The 18,234-nt window shown below is 73.1% G+C and carries 11 protein-coding genes; 8 read left to right on the forward strand and 3 right to left on the reverse strand.

The genetic code is table 11. The features are described 5' to 3' along the window. Positions 1-37: 37 nt before the first annotated feature. Entirely contained in the window at positions 38-517 is a 480-nt protein-coding gene (locus tag ACIF6L_RS23185; protein WP_396486716.1) for an ATP-binding protein, read from the forward strand. A gap of 180 nt (positions 518-697) precedes the next feature. On the opposite strand, the gene meaB is transcribed toward ACIF6L_RS23185, so the two are convergent. From meaB to ACIF6L_RS23200, 3 genes are read right to left on the reverse strand one after another with little or no spacing between them, the layout of a single operon-like run. After that, the gene (gene meaB / locus ACIF6L_RS23190) at positions 698-1,687 is read right to left on the reverse strand and encodes a methylmalonyl Co-A mutase-associated GTPase MeaB (protein ID WP_396486715.1); all 990 of its coding nucleotides are present in this window, start codon (positions 1,685-1,687) and stop codon (positions 698-700) included. 11 nt (positions 1,688-1,698) lie between these two features. After that, positions 1,699-3,906 (reverse strand): methylmalonyl-CoA mutase, encoded by a 2,208-nt coding sequence (gene scpA / locus ACIF6L_RS23195; protein ID WP_380386602.1) that lies wholly within the window; start codon positions 3,904-3,906, stop codon positions 1,699-1,701. Then, a complete protein-coding gene (locus ACIF6L_RS23200) occupies positions 3,903-5,810 on the reverse strand; it encodes a methylmalonyl-CoA mutase family protein (protein WP_396486714.1) in 1,908 nt (635 codons plus the stop codon). Before ACIF6L_RS23200 ends, scpA begins: the two co-directional genes overlap by 4 nt. A gap of 365 nt (positions 5,811-6,175) precedes the next feature. On the opposite strand from ACIF6L_RS23200, the gene ACIF6L_RS23205 reads away from it, so the two are divergent. From ACIF6L_RS23205 to ACIF6L_RS23235, 7 genes are all read left to right on the forward strand, one after another. Next, positions 6,176-7,198, forward strand: a complete 1,023-nt coding sequence (locus tag ACIF6L_RS23205; protein WP_396486713.1) for an NlpC/P60 family protein — start codon at positions 6,176-6,178, stop codon at positions 7,196-7,198. A 285-nt stretch (positions 7,199-7,483) separates the two neighbouring features. After that, entirely contained in the window at positions 7,484-8,881 is a 1,398-nt protein-coding gene (locus tag ACIF6L_RS23210; RefSeq protein ID WP_396486712.1) for an ABC transporter substrate-binding protein, read from the forward strand. 93 nt (positions 8,882-8,974) lie between these two features. Beyond that, the gene (locus tag ACIF6L_RS23215) at positions 8,975-9,907 is read left to right on the forward strand and encodes a sugar ABC transporter permease (RefSeq protein WP_359808120.1); all 933 of its coding nucleotides are present in this window, start codon (positions 8,975-8,977) and stop codon (positions 9,905-9,907) included. A gap of 95 nt (positions 9,908-10,002) precedes the next feature. Then, complete coding sequence (locus ACIF6L_RS23220) at positions 10,003-10,896, forward strand: carbohydrate ABC transporter permease (protein WP_329486555.1); 894 nt, start codon at positions 10,003-10,005, stop codon at positions 10,894-10,896. A gap of 32 nt (positions 10,897-10,928) precedes the next feature. Further along, positions 10,929-12,554 carry a glycoside hydrolase family 13 protein gene (locus tag ACIF6L_RS23225; protein WP_329486554.1) on the forward strand — a complete coding sequence of 542 codons (1,626 nt, stop codon included), beginning with the start codon at positions 10,929-10,931 and terminating at the stop codon, positions 12,552-12,554. A gap of 184 nt (positions 12,555-12,738) precedes the next feature. Then, on the forward strand, positions 12,739-17,037 hold the full coding sequence (locus tag ACIF6L_RS23230; RefSeq protein ID WP_396486711.1) for a discoidin domain-containing protein: 4,299 nt from the start codon (positions 12,739-12,741) through the stop codon (positions 17,035-17,037). 176 nt (positions 17,038-17,213) lie between these two features. Continuing rightward, positions 17,214-18,227, forward strand: a complete 1,014-nt coding sequence (locus tag ACIF6L_RS23235) for a LacI family DNA-binding transcriptional regulator (RefSeq protein ID WP_329486553.1) — start codon at positions 17,214-17,216, stop codon at positions 18,225-18,227. Positions 18,228-18,234: the final 7 nt, after the last annotated feature.

Below are 18,234 nucleotides of genomic sequence, written 5' to 3' on the forward strand. Positions count from 1 at the left end.
ATCCACCCGGAGCGATGGAGGAGCAACGGGGTGGAACATGATCGTCAGTCCGCTCGGCACCGCGCGGTTTCCGGTTCCGTTGGAGTGGGGTGTACTGCCGGGGGTGGAGGCGGTACCGGCGGCGCGGCGGATGGTGATGGCGATCGTGCGTGACTGGGGCGTGCCGCTCCCACCCGATGCGCTCCAGGACGTGGAACTCTGTGCGAGCGAGGTGATCGCGAACGCGCTGGTGCACACCGCGGAGCGCTGCGTGGTGACCGTCCGGCGTCGTGCCGGACGGTTGCGGGTGGAGGTCGCCGATGGGTCCGTGGTGCTCCCGCGACAGGAGCGTGACGCCGAATCGTGCGGTGGGCGCGGACTGTTGTTGATGGAGGCGTTGGCGCACGCCTGGGGGTGGCAGCCGGTGGGCGCGGGCAAGGTGGTCTGGTTCGAGTTCCTGGAGAGTCGTGAACCGCCGTGCCCCACCCGCGGGTGGGGCACGGCGTACGGCCTTCGCGCGCTGCCCGAGGCGGCGTAGTGGCGGGCCTCGACAGGTCGACCGTCGCACGCCTGGTGTGGTGGTTCTTCTTCTCCGCCGTTGTGACGGCCGGGTTCGGCGTGGGGTGGGACCGCTGACCAGTGAGAGCGGGCGCGGCGGTGGCCCGAGTGTCGACGCGGAGCCGGTCGGCCTGACCCGGCGCGGGCCGTCGGCCGTTCGTCAGGGGGTGCGGAAGCTGTCCAGGAGGCGCTGCGCCGCCAGGCTCGCGGGGATGGTGCCCTCGCGGACCTCGCGTTCCAGGGCGGGGGCCAGGCGGCGGACCTCGGGGTGTTCGTGGAGCTGGGCGTAGAGCTGGTCGTGCACCATCGCCCACGTCCACTCCACCTGCTGGTCGCGGCGCTTGGCCTCCAGCGCGCCGGTCGCGTCGAGGACCTTGCGGTGCTGCTGCAACCGCTCCCACAGGGTGTCCAGGCCGGTGCCGTCGCGGCCGCTGCAGGTGAGCACCGGCGGCGTCCACGGCGCGTCCGGGGCTTGCAGCAACCGCAGCGCGCCGGCGAGTTCGCGCGCGGCGGCCTTGGCGTCGGTCTCGTGCGGCCCGTCCGCCTTGTTGACGGCGATCACGTCGGCGAGCTCCAGCACGCCCTTCTTGATGCCCTGGAGCTGGTCCCCGGTGCGGGCCAGCGAGAGCAGCAGGAAGGAGTCCACCATGCCCGCGACCGCGGTCTCCGACTGCCCGACGCCGACCGTCTCGATGAGGACCACGTCGTAGCCGGCGGCCTCCATCACCACCATCGACTCCCGGGTGGCCCGGGCCACCCCGCCCAGCGTGCCGGAGGTGGGGGAGGGGCGGACGAACGCCGCGGGGTCGACCGCGAGCCGCTCCATCCGGGTCTTGTCACCCAGGATCGAGCCGCCGGTCCGGCTGGACGTCGGGTCGACGGCGAGCACCGCGACCTTGTGTCCGAGGGCGGTGAGCCGGGTGCCGAAGGCGTCGATGAAGGTCGACTTGCCGACACCGGGGACGCCGGTGATGCCCACCCGGACCGCGCCGCCCGCGTGCGGCAGCAGCCGGGTGAGCAACTGCTGCGCCAGCGCGCGGTGGTCGGGCCGGGTGGACTCCACGAGGGTGATGGCCCGCGCGATGAACGCGCGCGAGCCCTCCCGCACCCCCTGGGCGTACTGGTCGAGGTCGATCGTCCGGGGCGCCATCGTTCAGCGGCTCACAACTCGTGGCCGAGGTCGGCGGCGAGCGACTTCAGCAGGTCGAAGGCGGCCTCCGGGATCACCGTGCCGGGCGGGAAGACGGCGGCCGCCCCGGCCTCGTAGAGCGCCTCGAAGTCGCCCGGGGGGATGACCCCGCCGACCACGATGGTGATGTCCTCCCGGCCGGCCTCGGCGAGTTCGGCGCGCAGCGCCGGCACCAGGGTGAGGTGGCCGGCGGCCAGCGAGGAGACGCCGACGATGTGCACGTCCGCCTCGACGGCCTGGCGGGCGACCTCCGCCGGGGTCTGGAACAGCGGACCGACGTCGACCGTGAAGCCGAGGTCGGCGAAGGCGGTGGCGATCACCTTCTGGCCGCGGTCGTGGCCGTCCTGGCCCATCTTGGCGACCAGGATGCGCGGACGCCGGCCCTCGGCCCGCTCGAACCGCTCGACCAGGTCACGGGTGCGCTGGAGGGGGGCCGACGGCCCGGCTTCGTCTCGGTACACACCAGAAATGGTACGGATCTGGCCCGAGTGCCGGCCGTACACCTTCTCCAGGGCGTCCGAGATCTCGCCGACGGTGGCCTTGGCGCGGGCCGCGTCCACGGCCAGCGCGAGCAGGTTGCCGTCCAGGCCGCCGCCGCGCTGCGGACCGGCCTCGGCGGCCCGGGTGAGCGCGTGCAGGGCGGCCTGGGTGACGGCCTCGTCGCGCTCCTCGCGCAGCCGGCGCAGCTTCTCGATCTGGCGGGTGCGCACCGAGGAGTTGTCGACCTTGAGCACGTCGATCTGCTCGTCGCTGTCCACCCGGTACTTGTTGACGCCGATCACCGGCTGGCGGCCGGAGTCGATCCGGGCCTGGGTGCGGGCGGCGGCCTCCTCCACGCGCAGTTTGGGGATGCCCGCGTCGATGGCCTTGGCCATGCCGCCGGCCGCCTCCACCTCCTGGATGTGCTGCCAGGCGCGGCGGGCCAGGTCGTGGGTCAGCTTCTCGACGTACGCGGAGCCGCCCCACGGGTCGATCGACCGGCAGGTGCCGGACTCCTGCTGGAGCAGCAGCTGGGTGTTGCGGGCGATCCGGGCGGAGAAGTCGGTCGGCAGCGCCAGCGCCTCGTCGAGCGCGTTGGTGTGCAGCGACTGGGTGTGGCCCTGGGTGGCCGCCATCGCCTCGACGCAGGTGCGGGTGACGTTGTTGAACACGTCCTGCGCGGTCAGCGACCAGCCGGAGGTCTGCGAGTGGGTGCGCAGCGACAGCGACTTGGCGTTCTTCGGGTCGAACTGCTTGACCAGCTTGGCCCAGAGCAGCCGGGCCGCGCGCAGCTTGGCGACCTCCATGAAGAAGTTCATCCCGATCGCCCAGAAGAACGACAGGCGTGGCGCGAAGGCGTCCACGTCCAGCCCGACGTCCAGGCCCGCCCGCAGGTACTCCACGCCGTCGGCCAGGGTGTAGGCCAGCTCCAGGTCGGCGGTGGCCCCGGCCTCCTGGATGTGGTAGCCGGAGATGGAGATCGAGTTGTACCGCGGCATCTTCTGCGAGGTGTACGCGAAGATGTCCGAGATGATCCGCATCGACGGCTGCGGCGGGTAGATGTAGGTGTTGCGGACCATGAACTCCTTGAGGATGTCGTTCTGGATGGTCCCCGCGAGCTTCTCGGGTGCCACCCCCTGCTCCTCGGCCGCGACGATGTACAGCGCCAGGACGGGCAGTACCGCGCCGTTCATGGTCATCGACACCGACATCTTGTCCAGCGGGATGCCGTCGAAGAGCTGGCGCATGTCGTAGATGGAGTCGATCGCCACGCCGGCCATGCCGACGTCGCCGGTGACCCGCGGGTGGTCGCTGTCGTAGCCGCGGTGGGTCGGCAGGTCGAACGCGACCGACAGGCCCTTCTGACCGGCCGCCAGGTTGCGGCGGTAGAAGGCGTTGGACTCCTCGGCGGTGGAGAAGCCGGCGTACTGCCGGACCGTCCACGGCTGGTTGACGTACATCGTCGGGTACGGGCCGCGCAGGTACGGGGCGATGCCGGGGTAGGTGCCCAGGAAGTCCAGGCCCGCCAGGTCGTCCGCGGTGTAGAGCGGCTTGACGCCGATGCCCTCGGGGGTGTCCCAGAGCTGCTCGTCGACGTCCTTGCCGGTCGCCTGCCGCCAGGAGGCGCGCCACTGCTCGCCGGTGACGTCCGAGCGGCCGTCCGCGTCCAGCCCGATTCCGGTGAAGTCGGGGATCATCAGGCCACTCCGCTTTCGTCGGTGATCTCGTCCAGGAGCGAGGTCAGGACCGCGACGGCGTCGCTGCCCGCGAAGACGAACCCGTCCACGCCCGCCCGCTCGTACGCCTCGCGCCGCTCACCGGGCCGGCCGGCCAGCAGCACCCGCCGGGCGCCGGCGGCCTTGAGCGCCGCGGCCACCGCCTCGGCGTGCTCGCCGTACACCTGGTCGCTGGAGCAGAGGCAGGCCACCCGGGCGCCGGAGGCGGTGAACGCCCCGGCGGCCGCGGCCGCGACGTCCGGCCCGGTCAGCGCGGTCTCGGCGGAGGTGGTCGCGATGCCGCCGGCCTGGAACAGGTTGGCCGCGAAGGTGGTCCGCGCGGTGTGCGCGGAGGCCGTCCCGAGCGAGGCCAGGAAGAGGGCCGGCCGGGCCCCGGTGGCGGCCAGCCGGGCGTCCGAGCGGGCGCGCAGCGCCTCGTAGGCCTCGGACCGGCGCACCCGCGGCAGACCGCCGCCGGGCCCGGCCGGGGCCGGCTCGCGGACCAGCGGCTGCTCGCCGAGGTTCGGGAACTCGCTGACGCCGGTGATGGGTTCGCGCCGCTTGGCGAGCGCCACCGAGCGCTCCGCCCAGGTGGCGGCGATCCGCTCGCCGACCAGGCCGGAGCCCAGGGCGGCCTGCTGGCCGCCGGCCCGCTCGATCTCCTGGAACCAGGCCCAGGCGGCGTGCGCGAGCTCGTCGGTCAGCCGCTCCACGTACCAGGAGCCGCCGGCCGGGTCGACGACCCGGGCCAGGTGCGACTCCTCCAGCAGGATCGCCTGGGTGTTGCGGGCGATCCGGCGGGCGAAGGCGTCGGACAGGCCGACCGCGCTGTCGAACGGCTGGACGCTCACCGCGTCCGCGCCGCCGACCCCGGCGGCCAGGCAGGCCACCGTGGTGCGCAGCATGTTCACCCACGGGTCGCGCTCGGTCATCATCACGGCGGAGGTGACGGCGTGCTGGCGCTGCGCCGAGGCCTCCGGCGCGGCCCCCGACACCTCGGCCACCCGGGCCCAGAGCCGGCGCGCGGCCCGGAACTTGGCGATCGTCAGGAACTGGTCGGCGTCGGCCGCGTAGCGGAACTCCAGCTGGCCGAGCGCGGCGTCGACCGGCAGCCCGGCGGCGGTGAGGGCCCGCAGGTAGGCGACGCCGGTGGCGAGGGAGCAGCCGAGCTCCTGCGCGGGGGAGGCGCCGGCCTCGTGGTAGGGGAGGGCGTCGACGACGAGGGCGCGCAGGCCCGGGAAGCCCGAGGCGCAGCGGGCCGCGAGGGCGGTGGCCGCGGTGAGCAGCGCCTCGGTGCGCCCGGCCTGGCCGGTGCGGGCCTGGAGGCCCAGCGGGTCGGCGCCGAGGTTGCCCGCGGCGGCGCCGGCGGACACCTCGCGCTCCTCGTAGAGCTTGAACAACTGCTCGGCGGCTTCGCCGAATTCCGGGCCGGCGTCGAGCACGATGCCGGCCAGGTCGAGGTAGACGCCGGTCAGCACGTCGGGCAGGGCCGCGACCGGCAGGGCGTCGCCGCCCAGCTCCAGCCAGAGCGAGCTGCCGCCGTTCTCCAGATCGGCCAGTACGGCCTCGTTGGCCCGGCGCGGGTCCGGATCGGTGTGCCGCTGGCGGACGTCCCAGCCGGAGACCGTGCTGCCCTGCGGCCGGCCGCCGCGGACGAACGGCGGGAAGCCGGGGTAGCCGGGCTCGGCCGGGGAGTCCTCGGCGGTGTACAGCGGGCGGGCGCGCAGCCCGTCCTGGAGTGCGGTGGTGAGCGCCTGCTCGGCCGCTGCGCCGTCCGCGGGCTGCGCACCCGACTTTCGCAGCACGCCCTCGACGAGGTGCTGCCACTGCTCGCGGTGTGCGGCCGGGAATTCGGCGGCCAGGGGAAGCCCTTCGGGTGGGACCGTCATGCCCCGCAGGTTAGCGCTCGTTTGCGTCGGCGCAGCAGAGGCCGAGGGTGTGACCTTGCCCTCGCTTTCCGCTTCCTCGCACTTCAGAGGGGTCGGCGGCGTCCAACTGCGGGGGAAACCGGTCGGGGAGTTTCTCAGGGTGTGGACAGTGGCGCGGCCGGGCCGGGGGGCGCGCTACGGCGGGCGGGTTGCGGAACTGTGCCGGCTATCTATTAAGTTACTTAGTAGAAGCCGTCGGGGATGTACCCCTGCGCCTGCTTCGCCCTGCCCTGCCCACTCCTGTCCCGTCCGGTCCCGTTCGCGGGGCCCGCCGGCCGGGGTGGCGCGCCGTCGTGCCGCCGTGCCACGTGAAGGAGCCCACTGCCATGGGAAAGCGCCGAAAGCCCAGCCCGCCCGGTCGGGCCCGGATGGCGGTCATGAGCACGGCGCTGGCGGGCGGCGCGGTGCTCGCGGCCGGTACCGCGCAGGCCGAGCCCGCGCCCACGCCCGACGCCGTCAAGGAGCAGGTCGACCGTCTCAACGAGGAGGCCGAACAGTCGATCGAGCGCCACAACGGCTTCCAGGAGAAGCGGCAGCGGCTCCAGGGCGAGGCCAACCGGATCCAGGACGAGGCCGTCCGGGGCCAGGAGGCGATGAACGAGCTGCGCACCCGGCTGGGCGCCGTCGCCGCCGAGCAGTACCGCACCGGCGGCATCGACCCGTCCGTGCGACTGATGCTCGACTCCGACCCGGGCGGCTACCTGGCCAAGGCCTCGGCGCAGAACCAGGTCCTCGACTCCCAGGCCGCGCTGCTCGCGCAGGCCCGCAGCGAGCAGCGCCGGCTCGACCAGGACCGCGCCGAGGCCGCCGCCACCCTCGCCGAGCTCGACGCGGCCGGTACCGCGCTGGCCGCGGAGAAGAAGACGATCCAGGGGAAGCTCGCCGCGGCGCAGGCGCTGCTGAACCGGCTCAGTGCCGCCGACCGGGCCAAGGTCAACGCCCAGGACGCCGCCGACCGGGCGTCCCGGGCCGCCGCGCGCCCCGCCTACGACGGCCCGGCCACCGGCCGGGCCGCGGCGGCCGTCCGGTTCGCCTACGCGCAGCTCGGCAAGCCCTACGTCTGGGGCGCCACCGGACCCGCCGGCTTCGACTGCTCCGGTCTGACCGGCGCGGCCTGGCGGGCCGCCGACGTCAAGCTGCCCCGGATCTCCCAGGACCAGTGGAAGACCGGCCTGCGGGTCGCCCGCGGCGACCTCCAGCCCGGTGACCTCGTCTTCTTCTACCCGGACCTGCACCACGTCGGCCTCTACATCGGCGAGGGCAAGATGATCCACGCGCCGCGCACCGGCAAGAACGTCGAGGTGCTGCCGATCGACGTGATGCCGTACGTCGGCGCCGTCCGCCTGTAGCGGCGGGCCGTCGACCCGCGGCCCGACCCGCCCACCCGCGCCGCACCGACCCGCCGTCCCGACCCGCCGTCCGACCTGCCGTCCGACCTGCCGAACGCCCCCGGTTCCGACCGGGGGCGTTCGCCGTTCGGCGTCCCTGGTGTTGATCTGACGTTATGAAGTCGATTTCTTGCAAAGTCCTGTCGACATCTTGTGGCCCTCTGTTGCGCGGTGGTTAAGTGGCGGAGCCGCCGGACGAGCATCGCGGCGCCCCCACCACCCATGCCTGCAGAAGGGCCGTCCGCCATGAACAGAACCGGGCTCCGCCGGAGAACCGCCGCCGTCGCCGTGGCCGCAGGACTGGCCTTCTCCCTTGCCGCGTGCGGCAGTTCGGACGACCACGGGGCAACCGGCGCGGCGCCGTCGGGCGGCGCCGGCTCGACCCTGGACCCGAACGCGAAGGTCAGCATCAGCGTCGACTGCCAGCCGCCGGTCACCAAGGCCGCCGAGCGCAAGCAGTGGGCCGAGGACGTCGAGGCGTTCCACCAGCGCTACCCGAACGTCACGATCACCAGCAAGGACGCCTCGCCCTGCGAGGAGCCCGCGCCGTTCACCGCCCAGCTCAAGGGCCGGACCCAGACCGATGTCTTCTACACCTACTTCACCGACCTCGACCAGGTGCTGGACGAGGGCGCGGCCGAGGACATCTCCGGCTACGTCGACGAGACGACCGTGCCGGCGCTGAAGGACATCGACCCCTCGGTGCTCGCCACGCTCAAGGACGGCGACAAGCTCTACGGCCTGCCCACCTCGAACTACAAGCTGGGCCTGCTCTACAACCGCAAGCTGTTCAAGCAGGCCGGGCTCGACCCGGACAAGCCCCCCACGACCTGGCCGGAGATCCGCGAGGCCGCGAAGCGGATCGCCGCGCTCGGCAACGGGGTCAACGGCTACGGCGACTACAGCGCGACCAACCAGGGCGGCTGGCACTTCACCGCCGAGCTGTACGGGCTGGGCGGCCGGATGGTCGGCGAGGACGGCCGGAAGGCCGCGTTCAACACCGCCGAGGGCCGGCAGGTCCTGCAGACCCTGTACGACATGCGCTGGACCGACGACTCGATGGGCTCCGCGCAGAGCCTCAAGTGGCCCGACCTGATGACCCGGATGTCCACCGACCGGCTCGGGATGTACATCGGCGCCCCGGACGACATCACCTACATGGTGCAGACCCTGAACGGGGACTACGCCGACTACGGCATGGGGCCGATGCCCGGCGGCAAGGCCGCGCTGCTCGGCGGCAACGACTACATGGTCAAGAAGGGCTCCAGCCCGGACCAGATCAGGGCGGCCGTCGCCTGGGTGAACTTCAAGTTCCTCACCCAGGGCAAGGGCCAGTTCGACTACGCCCGGACCAAGGCGGACGGCCTGCCGGTCGGCCTCCCGCAGCCCTTCTTCCTCACCGGCGCCTCGCTGGAGCAGGACAACCGGGCGAAGGCGGCCAGCGCCACCGTCCCGGTCCAGAACTACGCGCCCTACCTCGCCGCGTCCGTGCCGGGCCGCACCGAGCCGGCCCACGCGCAGCAGATCTACAAGGTGCTCGACAACGCGATGTCGGCCGTGCTGACCGACAAGGGCGCCGACGTCGCCAAGCTGCTGGACGACGCCGAGACCCAGGTCAACCAGGTACTGGCCAGCCTCCAGTAGCGAACGGGCGGGCCCGGCCCCGCGCCCCCGGCCACCGACGGCCCCCGGCCACCGGTGAACAGCGACGGACAGCGACGAAGCGGAGAACGAGGGATGGCAGCGATCAGTGTCGCCGGGAAGGCGGCCCGGCCCACCAGTGAGCCCCGGCGGCGCGGCCGGCTGGGGCGGGGGCTGCGGCGCAACCTCACCGCGCACGGCTTCCTGCTCGGCGCACTGCTCTGTTTCGGCTTCTTCACCTGGTACCCGATGGTCCGTGAAGTGGTCATGAGCTTCCAGCGGACCAGGCGGGGCCGGACCAGCTGGGTCGGCCTGGACAACGTCGACCAGCTGCTCCAGGACCCGGCGTTCTGGCAGGCCTGGCGCAACACCCTGGTGTTCACCCTGCTGGCGCTGGTGTTCGGCTTCGCGGTGCCGTTCCTGGTCGCCGTGCTGCTGAACGAGCTGCGGCACGCCAAGGCCTACCTGCGGGTGCTGGTCTACCTGCCGGTGATGATGCCGCCGGTGGCCTCCGTGCTGCTCTTCAAGTACTTCTACGACCCGGACCACGGGTTGTTCAACAGCGTGCTGCGGGCGCTCCACCTGCCGACCTCGGCCTGGCTCGACTCGCCCGACACCGCGCTGCTCTCGGTGGTCATCGCCTCCACCTGGATGAACATGGGCGGCGCCACCCTGATCTACCTGGCGGCCCTCCAGGGCATCCCGGGGGAGCTCTACGAGGCGGCCGAACTGGACGGCGCCGGCCTGTGGCGCCGGATCTGGCACGTGACCGTCCCGCAGACCAGGCTGGTGCTCTCGCTCCTGCTGCTGCTCCAGATCGTCGCCACCATGCAGGTGTTCGTCGAGCCCTACCTGCTGACCGGTGGCAACGGGCCGCAGGGCTCCACCACCACCGTGGTCCACCTCGTCTACCAGTACGCCTTCAACTTCAACAACTACGGCGCCGCCTCGGCGCTCGGCCTGATCATGCTGCTGGTGCTGGCCGGATTCTCCGCCCTGTACGCGCGGCTGTCGCGCGAGGCCGACTGACCCGGGGCCGACCGACCCGGGGCCGACCGACCCGGGGCCGACTGACCCGGGGCCGACCCGGGCCGTCCAGTCCCGGACCACACCCGACCAGACCCATGGGAGCCCCGGTGCAGCCGCAGACCCGGACGCTGATCTCGCAGACCCAACTCGACCGCCCACGCGGCCGACTGCTCTACCGGCTGACCCTGGTGGCGACCGTCGTGGTCTTCACCCTGGTCTTCCTCGGCCCGCTGTACTGGCTGGTGACCGGCGGCCTGAAGTCCACCGCCGAGGTGGTCCGCAACCCGCCCACGCTCTTCCCCGCCGAGCTCCACCCGGACACCTACGCGACCGCGTGGAGCCGGCTCGGCCTCGGCCGGCTGCTCTTCAACACGCTGTACTACGCCTTCGGCGCGCTCGCCTTCCAGCTGGTCCTCGACGTGGCGGCGGCCTACGCGCTGTCCAAGCTGCGGCCCGTCCTGGGCAATCTGATCCTCGGCATGATGCTGGCCACCCTGATGATCCCGGCCGCGGTGCTGGTCGTCCCGCAGTACCTGACCGTCCTGGACCTGCCGCTGCTGCACGTCAACCTGATCAACACGCCCTGGGCGATCTGGCTGCCGACGGTGGCCAACGCCTTCAACATCTTCCTGCTGAAACGGTTCTTCGACTCCATCCCGGAGGACCTCATGGCGGCCGCCGCGATCGACGGGGCCACCCCGCTGCGCGCCCTGCGCTCCATCGTGCTGCCGATGTCCCGGCCGATCCTCGGCGTGGTCTCGATCTTCGCCGTGGTGAACGTGTGGAAGGACTTCCTCTGGCCGATGCTCGTCCAGCCGGACCCGGCCCGGCAGACCCTCAACATCGGCATCAAGTCGCTCTCCACGGGCGTGCCGCAGAACGTCGTCATCGCGGCCCTGGCCATCGCCTCGGCGCCGACCGTCGTCTTCTTCCTGATCTTCCAACGCAACATCATGTCCGGGCTCACCTCGGGTGGACTCAAAGGCTGACCGGCCCGGGCGCCGATCCGAAAGGACCCACCGTGGGACAGCAATCCCGGCTCCCGTTCGAGACCCCGCACTGGTGGCGCGACGCGGTGATCTACCAGGTGTACCCGCGCAGCTTCGCCGACGCCGACGGCGACGGCACGGGGGACCTCGCCGGTGTCCGCAGCAGGCTGCCCTACCTGGCCGACCTCGGCGTCGACGCCGTCTGGTTCAACCCCTGGTACCCGTCCCCGATGGCCGACGGCGGCTACGACGTCGCCGACTACCGGGGCGTGGACCCGCTGTTCGGCACCCTCGCGGACGCCGAGCAGCTCATCGCGGAGGCGCTCGGCCACGGCATCCGCACCATCGTGGACATCGTGCCGAACCACGTCTCGGACCAGCACCCGTGGTTCCGGGCCGCGCTCGCGGCGGGCCCCGGCAGTCCGGAGCGCGAACTGTTCCACTTCCGCGCCGGGCGCGGCCCGGACGGCGAACTCCCGCCCAACGACTGGGTCTCCGAGTTCGGCGGCCGCCCGTGGACCAGGACGGCGGACGGCGCGTGGTACCTCCACCTGTTCGCCGCCCAGCAGCCCGACCTCAACTGGGCCCACCCCCGGGTGCGCACCGAGCACGAGGAGATCCTGCGCTTCTGGTTCGACCGGGGCGCGGCCGGCGTCCGGATCGACTCCGCCGCGCTGCTGGCCAAGGACCCGGCGCTGCCCGACTTCGTCAAGGGCCGGGACCCGCACCCGTTCACCGACCGCGAGGAGTTGCACGGCGTCTACCGCTCCTGGCGGGCCATCGCCGACAGCTACCCGGACACCCGGATCCTGGTCGGCGAGGTCTGGCTGCCGGACGCCGAGCGCTTCGCCCGGTACCTGCGCCCGGACGAGCTGCACACCGCCTTCAACTTCGACTTCCTGGCCCGCCCCTGGGAGGCGGCCGCGCTGCGCGAGTCGATCGACACCACGCTGGGGCTGCACGCCCCGGTCGGCGCCCCGGCCACCTGGGTGCTCGCCAACCACGACGTCACCCGGACGGTCACCCGCTACGGCCGCCGGGACACCCGGTTCGACTTCGCCGCCAAGGCCTGGGGCACCCCGACCGACCCGGAGCTTGGCCGGCGCCGGGCCCGGGCGGCGGCGCTGCTCTCGCTGGCCCTGCCCGGCGCGGTCTACCTCTACCAGGGCGAGGAACTCGGCCTGCCCGAGGTCGAGGACCTGCCGCCGGACCGCCTCCAGGACCCGATGCACCTGCGCTCCGGCGGTACCGACCCGGGCCGCGACGGCTGCCGGGTACCGCTCCCCTGGTCGGGCGACCGACCCCCGTACGGGTTCAGCCAGGCTCCGGCCGAGCCCTGGCTCCCGCAGCCGGCCGACTGGGCCCCGCTTACCGTCGAGGCCCAGTCGGCCGACCCTGGTTCGATGCTCGCGCTCTACCGCGCCGCGCTGCGGCTGCGCCGCGCCGAGGACGCCCTGCGCGGCGAGGTCTTCGGCTGGACCGCCGCTCCCGGCGAGGTGCTGGCGTTCCACCGCGGCGCCGGCTTCCAGTGCGTGGTGAACCTCGGCGCCGCGCCGCACCCGCTGCCCGCGCACCGCGCGGTCCTGCTCGCCAGCGGCCCGCTCACCGCGGGCGGGCTGCTCCCGCCCGACACCGCGGTCTGGCTGCGCGTCGCCTGACCGCCCGGGGCGGACACCCCCGCCCGGTCCGCCCCCGGACCGGGCGCCGCCCCGGCCCGCCGCTGCCACCCCCGGAGCCACGGATGGCCCGCTCACCCCCGCACGCACCCGGTCCTGACGGCCGGACAGGGCCCCACCCCCCACCCCCATCCACGCGTTCGGACGAGACGAGACAGAGGACCCCGTGAGAACCCGAGCACCGATCTTCCGCTGGCTGGCGGGCACGCTCGCCACCGGCCTGCTGGCCCTGGCCGGCCCGCTGCTGCCGGCCACCACCGCCGCCGCGGCCGGCGGCCCCGACCTGGCGGCGGGCCGGCCCGCCGCCGCGAGCAGCAGCATCGCCGGCCGGCCGGTCACCGCCGTCAACGACGGCGACGCCGCCACCTACTGGGAGAGCGCCAACGGCGCGCTGCCGCAGTGGGTCCAGGTCGACCTCGGCGCCGCCGCCGCGGTCGACGAGGTGGTGCTGAAGCTCCCCGCGTCCTGGGAGAGCCGCACCGAGACGCTCGCCGTCCAGGGCAGCGCCGACGGCACCGGCTTCACCACCCTGGTGGGCTCGGCCGGCTACGCCTTCGCGCCCGGTACCGGCAACACCGTGCGGATCGCCTTCCCGGCGGCGAGCACCCGCTACCTGCGGCTGGCGGTCTCCGCCAACACCGGCTGGCCGGCCGCCCAGATCGCCGAGCTGGAGGTGCGCGCGGCCGGCGCCGCCGGGGCGAACCTGGCGCTCGGGCGGCCGTTCAGCGCCGGAAGCCAGAGCCAGGCCTACGCCCCGGCGAACGCCGGTGACGGCAACGCGGCCAGCTACTGGGAGAGCGCCAACGGCGCGCTGCCGCAGTGGGTCCAGGTCGACCTCGGCGCCGCCGTGGCGGTCAACCGCGTGACGCTGCGGCTGCCGGCCGGCTGGGAGCGCCGGACGCAGACGCTCGCCGTGCGCGGCAGCACCGACGGCAGCGCCTTCACCGACCTGGCCGCCTCGGCCGCCCGGGTCTTCGACCCGGCCACCGGGAACGCCGTCGTCCTCGACCTGGGGGCCACCACCACCCGGTTCGTGCGGGTCGAAGTGACCGCCAACACCGGCTGGGCCGCCGCCCAACTGGCCGAACTGGAGGTGTACGGCCCGGCCACCGGCGACACCCGGGCGCCCACCGCCCCGAGCGGCCTCGCCTACGACCGGCCCGCGCCCGGTCGGATCCACCTGACCTGGTCGGCCTCGACCGACGACACCGGGGTCACCGGCTACGACGTCTACGCGAACGGCGCGCTGCTGACCAGCGTGCCGGGCACCGTGCTGGGCTACACCGACAGCCGCCCGGACAGCGCCACCGTCTCCTACTACGTGAAGGCCCGGGACGCCGCCGGCAACCAGTCGCCGAGCAGCAACACGGTGACCAGGACCGGTCAGAGCGGCGACACCCAGGCGCCGTCCGCGCCCGGCGCCCTCGGCTACGACCAGCCCGCGGCGGGCCGGATCCGTCTGACCTGGTCGGCCTCGACCGACGACACCGGGGTCACCGGCTACGACGTCTACGCGAACGGCGCGCTCCGGGCGAGCGTGGCCGCCGCCGTGCTGAGCTACACCGACGGCCAGCCGGACAGCGCCACCGTCTCCTACTACGTGAAGGCCCGGGACGCCGCCGGCAACCAGTCCGCGAGCAGCAACACCGTGGTGCGGGCCGGCAGTGGCGGGAGCGGGACCAACCTGGCGGCCGGCAAGCCGATCAGCGCCTCCTCGGTGATCAACACCTTCGTCGCGGCGAACGCCAACGACAATGACACCGCCACCTACTGGGAGGGCAACGCCAACAGCTACCCCGACACCCTGACGGTGGCGCTGGGCTCCAACGCGGCGGTGGACTCCGTCGTGGTCAAGCTGAACCCGGCCGCGGCCTGGTCCAGCCGGAGCCAGACGATCGAGGTGCTCGGCCGCGACCAGTCCGGTACCGGCTTCACCACCCTGGTACCGGCCCGCGGCTACGACTTCGTCCAGCCCGCCGGGAACTCCGTGACCGTCCCGGTCGGCGCCACCGCGGCCGACGTCCAGCTGCGGATCACCGCCAACACCGGGTCCACCGGCGGCCAGGTGGCCGAGTTCCAGGTGATCGGCACCCCGGCGGCCAACCCGGACCTCACCGTCACCGACGTCTCCGCCACCCCGGCCGCGCCGGTCGAGACCGAGCCGGTCACGCTCTCCGCGACGGTCCGCAACCTCGGCACCCTGCCCTCGGCCGCGACCGCCGTCGGCTTCTACCTGGGCTCGACCAAGGCCGGCACCGCCCAGGTCGGCCCGCTGGCCGTCGGCGCCGCCGGCACCGTCACGCTGGACGCCGGCGTGCGCGCGGCCGGCAGCTACCAGCTCTCCGCCAAGGTCGACGAGGCCAACGCGGTGATCGAGCGGGACGAGACCAACAACACTGCCACCGCGCCGGCCCCCCTGGTGGTCACCCGGGCCCCCGGCTCCGACCTGCTCGCCGCCCCGACCGTCTGGTCCCCGGCCAACCCGGCCGCCGGGAACACCGTCACCTTCTCGGTGGCGGTGAAGAACCAGGGCACCACGGCCTCGGCCGGCGGCGCCCACGCCATCACCCTGACGGTCGCCGACGCCGCCGGCACCGTGGTGAGGACGCTGTCCGGCGCCTACACCGGCACGATCGCCCCCGGCGCGACCACCGCGCCGGTGACGCTCGGCACCTGGACGGCGGCGAACGGCCGGTACACCGTGAAGACGGTGATCGCGGCGGACGCCAACGAGCCGCCGGCCAAGCAGACCGACAACACCTCCACCCAGCCGCTCCACGTCGGCCGGGGCGCGAACATGCCCTACGACACCTACGAGGCCGAGGACGGCGTGCTGGCCGGCGGCGCGGGCCTGGTCGGGCCGAACCGGGTCGTCGGGGACCTCGCCGGCGAGGCCAGCGGCCGGCGCGCGGTGACGCTCGACTCCACCGGCGCCTCGGTCGAGTTCACCACCCGGGCGCCGACCAACACGCTCGTCACCCGGTTCTCCATCCCGGACGCCGCCGGCGGCGACGGCACCGACGCCACGCTCAGCGTCTACGTCGACGGCACCTTCCTCAAGAAGATCGACCTGACCTCCAAGTACGCCTGGCTGTACGGCGCCGAGACCGCGCCGGGCAACTCGCCCGGCGCGGGCGCCCCGCGGCACGTCTACGACGAGGCGAACGCGCTGCTCGGCACCACCGTGCCGGCCGGCAGCCGGATCAGGCTGCAGAAGGACGGCGGCGACACCTCCCGCTACGCGATCGACTTCGTCAGCCTGGAGCAGGCCACCGCGACGCCGAACCCGGACCCGGCGCACTACGCCGTCCCGGCCGGCTTCACCCACCAGGACGTGCAGAACGCCCTGGACAAGGTGCGGATGGACACCACCGGCACCCTGGTCGGCGTCTACCTGCCGGCGGGCGACTACCAGACGGCGAGCAAGTTCCAGGTCTACGGCAAGCCCGTCAAGGTGATCGGCGCGGGCCCCTGGTTCACCCGGTTCCGGGCGCCCGCCACCCAGAGCAACACCGACGTCGGCTTCCGCGCGGAGGCGACGGCCAACGGCTCGACCTTCGCCGGGTTCGCCTACTTCGGCAACTACACCTCCCGGATCGACGGCCCCGGCAAGGTCTTCGACTTCGCCAACGTCGCCCACATGGTGATCGACGACATCTGGGCCGAGCACATGGTCTGCCTCTACTGGGGGGCCAACACCGACTCCATGACCATCAGCAACAGCCGGATCCGCGACACCTTCGCGGACGGCGTCAACATGACCAACGGCTCCACCGACAACCTGATCACCAACAACGAGGCCCGGGCCACCGGGGACGACTCCTTCGCGCTGTTCTCCGCGATCGACGCGGGCGGCGCGGACGAGAAGAACAACGTCTTCGAGAACCTGACCTCGATCCTCACCTGGCGGGCGGCCGGGGTCGCCGTGTACGGCGGCTACGCCAACACGTTCCGCAACATCTACATCGCCGACACCCTGGTCTACTCGGGCGTCACCATCAGCTCGCTGGACTTCGGGTACCCGATGAACGGCTTCGGCACCGAACCGACGGCCCTGCAGAACATCTCGGTCGTCCGGGCCGGGGGCCACTTCTGGGGCTCCCAGACCTTCCCCGCGATCTGGGTGTTCTCGGCCTCCAAGGTGTTCCAGGGCATCCGGGTGAGCGATGTGGACATCGTCGACCCCACGTACCACGGCATCATGTTCCAGACCAACTACTCCGGCGGGCAGCCGCAGTTCCCGGTCAAGGACACCGTCTTCAGCAACGTCTCGATCACCGGGGCGCGCCGCAGCGGTGACGCCTTCGACGCCAGGTCGGGCTTCGGGATCTGGGCCAACGAGTCGGCCGAGCCCGGGCAGGGCCCGGCGGTCGGCTCGGTGGTCTTCAACCACCTGCGCCTGGCCGGCAACGACCAGGACATCAGGAACACCACCTCCACCTTCACCATCACCGTCAACCCGTAGCCCCGAAGCGCGCTCCGACACCGGTGCCGCCGGGACGGACCCCCGTCCCGGCGGCACCTCGGGCTGTCCGCCGCTCGCCGGTGGGCGCGTTCCGGGGCGGTTGGAGCGAGCGCAAGGCGGTTCAAGAGAGCGCAAGAAGACGCAAATTCTTGCGAGGAACGCCGTACACTCCCCCCATGACACGACGACTTGCCCAGGTGGCGCAGAAGGTCGGGGTCAGCGAGGCCACCGTCAGCCGGGTGCTGAACGACAAGCCCGGCGTCTCGGAGGCGACCAGGGCCGCCGTGCTGACCGCCCTGGACGTGCTCGGCTACGAGCGCCCCACCCAGCTGCGCGGCGAACGCGCCCGGCTGGTGGGCCTGGTCATGCCGGAGCTGCAGAACCCGATCTTCCCGGCCTTCGCCGAGGCGGTCGGCGGCGCGCTGGCCGGCCAGGGGTTCACCCCGGTCCTCTGCACCCAGACCGCCGGCGGGGTGTCCGAGGCGGACTACGTCGACCTGCTGCTCTCCCAGCAGGTCTCCGGCGTGGTCTTCTTCGGCGGCCTCTACGCCCAGGCCGACGCCGCCCACGACCACTACGACCGGCTGGCCGAGCGCAGCCTGCCGACGGTGCTGCTGAACGCGGCCATCGAGGGCCTCGACTTCGCCCGGGTGTCCTGCGACGACGCGGTCGCCGTCGAGCAGTCCGTCGGGCACCTGCGCCAGCTCGGCCACCGCAGGATCGGGCTGGTGCTCGGCCCGGCCGACCACGTGCCGTCCCGGCGCAAGCTGGCCGCCGCGCGGGCCGCGGCGGCGAAGGCCGGCCTCGACCTCCCGGAGAGCCGGGTCGAGCGGGCGCTGTTCACCCTGGAGGGCGGCCAGGCCGCCACCACCCGGCTGCTCCGCGAGGGCGTCACCGGGATCATCTGCGCCAGCGACCCGCTGGCGCTCGGCGCGATCAGGGCGGCCCGCCGGGCCGGTCTCTCGGTGCCGGACGACGTGTCGGTGATCGGCTACGACGACTCGTCCTTCATGACCTGCACCGATCCGCCGCTGACCACCGTCCGGCAGCCGATCGAGGCGATGGGCCGGGCCGCGGTGGACCTCCTGGTGGGGGAGATCGGCGGAGCCCGGATCACCCACGACGAGCTGCTGTTCGAGCCGGAACTGGTGGTCCGGGGGTCGACGGCGCCGCCGCGCGCCCGGTCCTGACCGAGAC

The organism is Kitasatospora sp. NPDC086009, from assembly GCF_044540385.1.
Taxonomy (GTDB): domain Bacteria; phylum Actinomycetota; class Actinomycetes; order Streptomycetales; family Streptomycetaceae; genus Kitasatospora.

Bases quoted from the DNA above. Each gene is read 5' to 3' on its own strand.
- ACIF6L_RS23210 (WP_396486712.1), top strand. From the start codon at position 7,484: ATGAACAGAACCGGGCTCCGCCGGAGAACCGCCGCCGTCGCCGTGGCC.
- ACIF6L_RS23200 (WP_396486714.1), bottom strand. From the start codon at position 5,810: ATGACGGTCCCACCCGAAGGGCTTCCCCTGGCCGCCGAATTCCCGGCC.
- meaB (WP_396486715.1), bottom strand. From the start codon at position 1,687: ATGGCGCCCCGGACGATCGACCTCGACCAGTACGCCCAGGGGGTGCGG.
- ACIF6L_RS23220 (WP_329486555.1), top strand. From the start codon at position 10,003: ATGGGAGCCCCGGTGCAGCCGCAGACCCGGACGCTGATCTCGCAGACC.
- ACIF6L_RS23235 (WP_329486553.1), top strand. From the start codon at position 17,214: ATGACACGACGACTTGCCCAGGTGGCGCAGAAGGTCGGGGTCAGCGAG.
- ACIF6L_RS23185 (WP_396486716.1), top strand. From the start codon at position 38: ATGATCGTCAGTCCGCTCGGCACCGCGCGGTTTCCGGTTCCGTTGGAG.
- ACIF6L_RS23215 (WP_359808120.1), top strand. From the start codon at position 8,975: ATGGCAGCGATCAGTGTCGCCGGGAAGGCGGCCCGGCCCACCAGTGAG.
- ACIF6L_RS23205 (WP_396486713.1), top strand. From the start codon at position 6,176: ATGGGAAAGCGCCGAAAGCCCAGCCCGCCCGGTCGGGCCCGGATGGCG.